Raw genomic sequence first — 5,431 nt, 5'->3', positions numbered from 1 at the left:
CGGCGGCATTGGTGTCCCGGCTCACCGGCATGCCCGCACCGGCAGGGGTTCATGGCTGCCACAAGCTGTATGCGGGCCGGATACGTTACCCTGTGATTGGCCCTGGCAATGACCGCTTCGCCGGTTTCAAGCGGCTGACGCAAACTGTCGAGAACTTGCGGGTTGAATTCCGGCAGTTCATCCAGAAACAGCACGCCGTTATGCGCCAGGGACACCTCCCCGGGTCTCGCTCTGAGACCACCGCCGACCAAAGCGGCCATGGAAGCTGAATGATGCGGTGCCCGGAAGGGACGTCGATCGGTCAGCTTTCCTTCGCCCAGCTCACCGGCCAGCGACGCAATCATGGAAACTTCCAGAAGCTCGCGCGGTATCAACGGCGGCAGAATAGACGGCAATCGACTTGCCAGCATTGACTTTCCGGAGCCGGGAGGGCCGGTCATCAATAGATTATGTCCTCCTGCAGCGGCGATTTCCAAGGCCCGCCTGGCGCTTTCCTGTCCCTTGATTTCAGAAAGGTCCGGCAACTGTCCGGCATTGCCATGTAGCTTGGCAATCGGGCGCGACAGAACCTGTGTGCCTTTGAAGTGATTGGCAAGCTGAATCAGCGAACGCGGAGCGAGGATATCCATCTCGCTGTCGGCCCAGGCAGCCTCGCCGCCACTTTGTTCAGGGCAGATTAACCCCTTTCCAAGCGCATTCGCCCCCATTGCCGCGGGCAAGACACCCGTGACCGGAGCCAACGTGCCGTCGAGACCAAGTTCCCCGAGAACCACATACTTGTCGAGAAATTCTGCCGGAATTGCACCAATCGCCGCCATCACCCCAAGCGCGATCGGCAGGTCGTAATGAGAGCCTTCCTTCGGCAGGTCCGCCGGTGCCAGGTTGACGGTGACGCGTTTGGCCGGCAACGCCAGACCGGAGGCAGAAAGCGCTGCCCGCACACGTTCCCGACTTTCCGCAACAGCCTTGTCCGGCAGACCGACAATAGTGAAAGCGACCATGCCCGGCCCGACATGAACCTGCACGTCGACCGGTACGGCCTCAATTCCCTGAAATGCGACGGTGGCAACCCGACTGACCATTCTGGACCCTCTACCCTGAGATGTGATTCAACGAACCATATCTCAGGTAAGGTTTCAAGAACAAAGATGGAACACGCGTCACTCAGACCGCGCTAACACCTTGAAACACTTGCCAACGGCGGTGGGCAATTCCCGGTAAGTCCGAAATCCCATTGCCTCATAATAGGCCTGTCCACGACTATTGGCCTTGCCGATGGTCTCATCGATGTTTTCCAGGCCGGACTTGCGGGCAGCTTCAACCGAGGAGGCAAACAGTGCGGAACCTGCGCCTTTCCGACCAGCAGACATGCTGACATAGGTACCGATAATTCCCCAGCCGGCCGGAAGATCGAAAATGTTGCCCTCTAATGCCTTTTTCAGCGCCTGAAAACCAATGACCGTACCGTCATCTTCCGCAACAATGGAGCATCGAACGTTGTCGGGATGCTCGATATAATAGGTGGTCACAAATTCTGGATCACTCTGCCGATCGCTGCCCCACTCCTTGAAAATCTCTACCAGGATCTCGCTCATCGCCTGTGCATCGGTGCGCGTGGCCTGCCTGACAATCATCTCAGATAATCCAATTGTGTTATGAGTGCCAATACCTGAGCATGCCTGCCGGTCGTAGTCTCCGCAATGTCGCATTTTGGTCTTTGATGAAGCGACCGACCAGCAGCAGGTAGAATGCAACAGATTCAACAACCTGAACCATCCGAATTGAGCCGGTCCCCAATCCGGGAAAGATCCCTGGACACAAGAACATAAGTTACCCGATTGAGAATGTTGGCACTAGAGACCACAGCATATGCCCATTCGCCGCCTACCCTATCCCAACCAAACTCGGAATTGACGATCAGATAGTGATCTTTCGGGAGGACGATGGAACGCTCGTTACCAAGTTGCTTACGGGCGACCTCGAGCCATTTTGCATCTGCCAGAAACGCAACATCATCGATCAAGTACCCTTGCGGGCTTACGGAAAACAGCTGCCCTTCACCAGCAGCGATGCGACGAATGTATCGTGTTCCTGTATCGGCGGCGCGGAATGTCACCATGTCTCCAACGCAGATTTTGCCACCAGTCTGCCGGGCATAAATGGTTTTGGTTTCCAGGCCGTCGATTGTCCGGTCAAAGCTCGTATAAAGTGGGTTCACCAAGTATTGAAACATCGCGGATGCAGCAATGAATATCGCCCAAGGAGAAACTCCGATGATCGTTTGCCGATCCAATTCAGGCCATGAAGTTGGAAACAGGTTCATATTAGTATCTCTTTAGCTTTACTTCTTTTTTTCTTTTGTACAGAAAATTGAAATAATTTGGATACTGCACCAGTAAATACGCTAATAAGAAAAAATAAAAATTGTAGACACTTGATAAAAACTCAATGTCCAGCAATACGCTCATTGATTTTTCTATGAATCTAGCTGTTTCGTAGCCATAAATTCCGACGAGGAAAAGAAAAGCAAAACCTAATACTATCCCAGCCAAACCAATTACTAAGTTTGCTAAGACCAATATAGCGTTAAAGATATAAAATTGTGGTAGGTAAAAAAGATAGCTAGCGAAGATGAGCACCCACATGTGTCTGTCCCTGGGTGATATGCCAAGCGCAATCCTTGCATATTTTCGGGCCTTTGCTAGCCGACCTAACTGCAAACTGTTCATGGCCAACGTTTTGTTGAATTCATAATCATCGAAGAAATGTGAGTGGGCTTTTTCCAGGTATTGTTGTGCCCGAAACACATTGCCCATTTTGTGATACGTTATTCCAAAGTCCCGTATGACGGAAAAATCAAGATCATCGATGTCGAATTCATCAAGAAATCTGTTTATCTTCTGAGTTTCGCCATCCAGCGCATCGAGTGAATACTGCATAGTTTCAATGCAGTTGTGATGGTGTGGGAAATCCGTCTTGAATTTCTCATATGCTTTACGCGCTTCTTTTTTCTTTCTTAGATACGCGAGCGCGTCGAACTCCAGTTCGCGTAAACCGGCATTTTCAGGATGCGTTTGAAGAATATTGCGGCAAATATGAAGCGCTTCCTTGTAGTTCTCCGCCTCCATCTCGATTTGAATTCTAAAACGCCAGCAGCCGATATCGTCCGGCTGCTTTTCCAGGAATTCGTTGACCAGTCGGCGAGCGCCTTCGAAGTTTTGCGCTGTAAGCAAAGCACGAGCGGTATTGAGCGATTGGGTCACACCTTACCTCGCATATTTTTTCAAAAAGGCGGCCAGATCGTCATACATCCCGCTTGAATTTGCGTATTCTGAGAAACTGCGCGCTTGTCCAAGCCATTCACCAACGGACGACTTAACCTCTTGCATGGCTTCTTGGAAATGGTTCGTCGAGAGTGGAACAAGCGCATCCACCGACGGACTTTCTTCTATGGCGATATCAACTGCCGTATCGACCAATGCACTTAGATCCGCTCCGGAAAAACCGGTGCACTTTTCGACAACATGTTCAATATCCAATTTTTCGGACACTGGCCGATCTTTCAAAAGGCCGCTCAGAATAAACTTCCGGGCCACCCGATCCGGCGGTGGTACGAACAGCGTACGGTCGAAACGTCCCGGGCGCCGGAAGGCGGAATCAATCGACCAAGGCACGTTGGTCGCGCCGAGAAACAGAACCCCATCATTGTCATTAAATCCATCCATTTCCGTTAGCAAAGCGGACACAGTCGTGTTGACCCGCTCGCTGCTTTCAAATTGACGTTTCTGAGCCAACGCTTCGACTTCATCGAAAAAGAGAACAACAGGGCGAGAGGCTCTTGCTTCCTGGAACATCTGCGCAATCTTCTTCTCAGCATTTCCGACATATTGGTCCAGAATGTCTGCAGCCCTCACATTTAAAAATGTCGCATTGCATTCGTGAGCGAGAGCGCGCGCAAGCATGGTCTTGCCACATCCGGGTGGTCCGTACATCAGAACTCCACCACCGGCCTTTCGCTTGAACCGGTCGAACAGGGCTTTTTTGTTTTGAAATGGATTTATTATCTTTCGCCGAACCTGCTTTTTCACATTTTCAAGTCCGCCAATATCGTCGAACGTAATATGAGCCGACTGATTGGTGACAGGAACAGCAGACCGGTCGATGGCTATGACGTTGGTCGCCGCATTTGCCTCCGGTTGCATGTGCCACTCGTCAGCGAGATCGGAATCGTCGGCCTTTCGCAACAAGATGGCCGCCCTGGCCCTTAATTCCGAATTCGAGATCAGATCCGGCTCGATCTGCCCCAGTCCATCGATAATCACGCTGCTGTCGGGGGCTTGCTCCAAAAGAACTAGCACCGCTCGCATAGCTCCATCATTCGCAGGATTTTGCTTGACTAAATTAATAAGCGATTGAAATTCTTCAGGTAAATCACGTTGCAACAACTTCACCCCAATTGACGAATCTGATTTTTCACTCGCGGTGAACCTAATTCTGTTCCAGTGGAGGTTCTAGATCAGAAGGATTTAACAAAAACCAAATTTCAACTTAAAAGCGCAACTATCGTCCAGTTTATGCCACCAACAACAGCAGCCAGATTTACAGACGTATTGCAACCTTGACCGGTTCAGGATCGGTGTCAAAATCTCTCAATCACCTGACGTAAGAACGCCTACCCAGGCCATCGGTGCGCGTGGCCTGCCTGACAATCATCTCAGACAATCCAATTGTGTTTTGAGTGCCAATGCCTGAGCATGCCTGCCGGTCGTAGTCTCCGCAATGTCGCATTTTGGTCTTTGATGAAGCGACCGACCAGCGGAAAAGGCGAAACCGCGTTACCTCGACGGCAAGGAAAGCAGACACGATTTCCTGGAACTTCGAGACAAACGCCAATACCGCGCTAACTGTCGTTCAAGTTCAACAGAAACCGGAGGGTGCATTCATGTGTGATCATTGCGTAATGAATTCCGTGAAAAAGCGGATGCTGTCGCGGCGGGATTTCTTCAGGGCAGCCGCCGTCGGCACCGGAATCGCGGCAACGTCCACGATTTCCGGTGCCATGCCTGCAATGGCGCAGGCTCCGGCAAAGATCACCGACATGACCCATGAACTTCACAAGGACTTTCCGACCTATGGTGGCGGCGAACAGTTTCTTACCAGCAAGGTCTTCGATATCGCCAAGGACGGCTACAACCTTTACGAACTGACCATCAACGAGCACACCGGCACGCATATGGATGCACCGCTGCATTTTTCCGCTGATGGTCAATCGGTTGCAGAAATCCCCGTCGAAAAGCTGGTCGCACCTCTGTGTATTGTCGATATCAAGGCCAAGGCGGCAGAAGACGCGAATGCGCAAGTGACACCGGACGATCTGAAAACCTGGATCGGAGCCCATGGTGACATTCCGCAAGGTGCCTGCGTTGCCATG

At 51.5% G+C, this 5,431-nt stretch carries 6 protein-coding genes; 1 reads left to right on the top strand and 5 read right to left on the bottom strand.

Features of this window, described 5'->3' with window-relative positions:
- The 5 genes from K5905_RS26730 to K5905_RS26710 all read right to left on the bottom strand — a co-directional run.
- Positions 1-1,082: YifB family Mg chelatase-like AAA ATPase (locus tag K5905_RS26730; RefSeq protein WP_297589952.1), on the bottom strand; the 1,082-nt coding region annotated here is incomplete at its 3' end.
- A 78-nt stretch (positions 1,083-1,160) separates the two neighbouring features.
- Positions 1,161-1,634: a GNAT family N-acetyltransferase gene (locus K5905_RS26725; RefSeq protein ID WP_297589949.1), complete on the bottom strand. Its 474-nt coding sequence runs from the start codon at positions 1,632-1,634 to the stop codon at positions 1,161-1,163.
- Positions 1,635-1,759: 125 nt separating this feature from the next.
- Positions 1,760-2,323, bottom strand: a complete 564-nt coding sequence (locus K5905_RS26720; protein WP_297589947.1) for a hypothetical protein — start codon at positions 2,321-2,323, stop codon at positions 1,760-1,762.
- Between the two features lies 1 nt (position 2,324).
- A complete protein-coding gene (locus K5905_RS26715) occupies positions 2,325-3,263 on the bottom strand; it encodes a tetratricopeptide repeat protein (RefSeq protein WP_297589944.1) in 939 nt (312 codons plus the stop codon).
- Positions 3,264-3,266: 3 nt separating this feature from the next.
- Positions 3,267-4,358 carry an ATP-binding protein gene (locus K5905_RS26710; protein WP_297589941.1) on the bottom strand — a complete coding sequence of 364 codons (1,092 nt, stop codon included), beginning with the start codon at positions 4,356-4,358 and terminating at the stop codon, positions 3,267-3,269.
- Between the two features lie 584 nt (positions 4,359-4,942).
- On the opposite strand from K5905_RS26710, the gene K5905_RS26705 reads away from it, so the two are divergent.
- Positions 4,943-5,431: cyclase family protein (locus tag K5905_RS26705; protein ID WP_297589938.1), on the top strand; the 489-nt coding region annotated here is incomplete at its 3' end.

It is taken from the genome of Roseibium sp. (genome assembly GCF_025698965.1).
In the GTDB taxonomy this organism is placed as follows: Bacteria; Pseudomonadota; Alphaproteobacteria; order Rhizobiales; family Stappiaceae; genus Roseibium.
The sequence above is the reverse complement of the archived record's forward strand: the minus strand, read 5'-3'. Positions and strand labels throughout refer to the sequence as shown.

Coding starts and splice junctions, on each gene's coding strand:
- K5905_RS26725 (WP_297589949.1), bottom strand. CDS start 1,634: ATGATTGTCAGGCAGGCCACGCGCACCGATGCACAGGCGATGAGCGAG.
- K5905_RS26720 (WP_297589947.1), bottom strand. CDS start 2,323: ATGAACCTGTTTCCAACTTCATGGCCTGAATTGGATCGGCAAACGATC.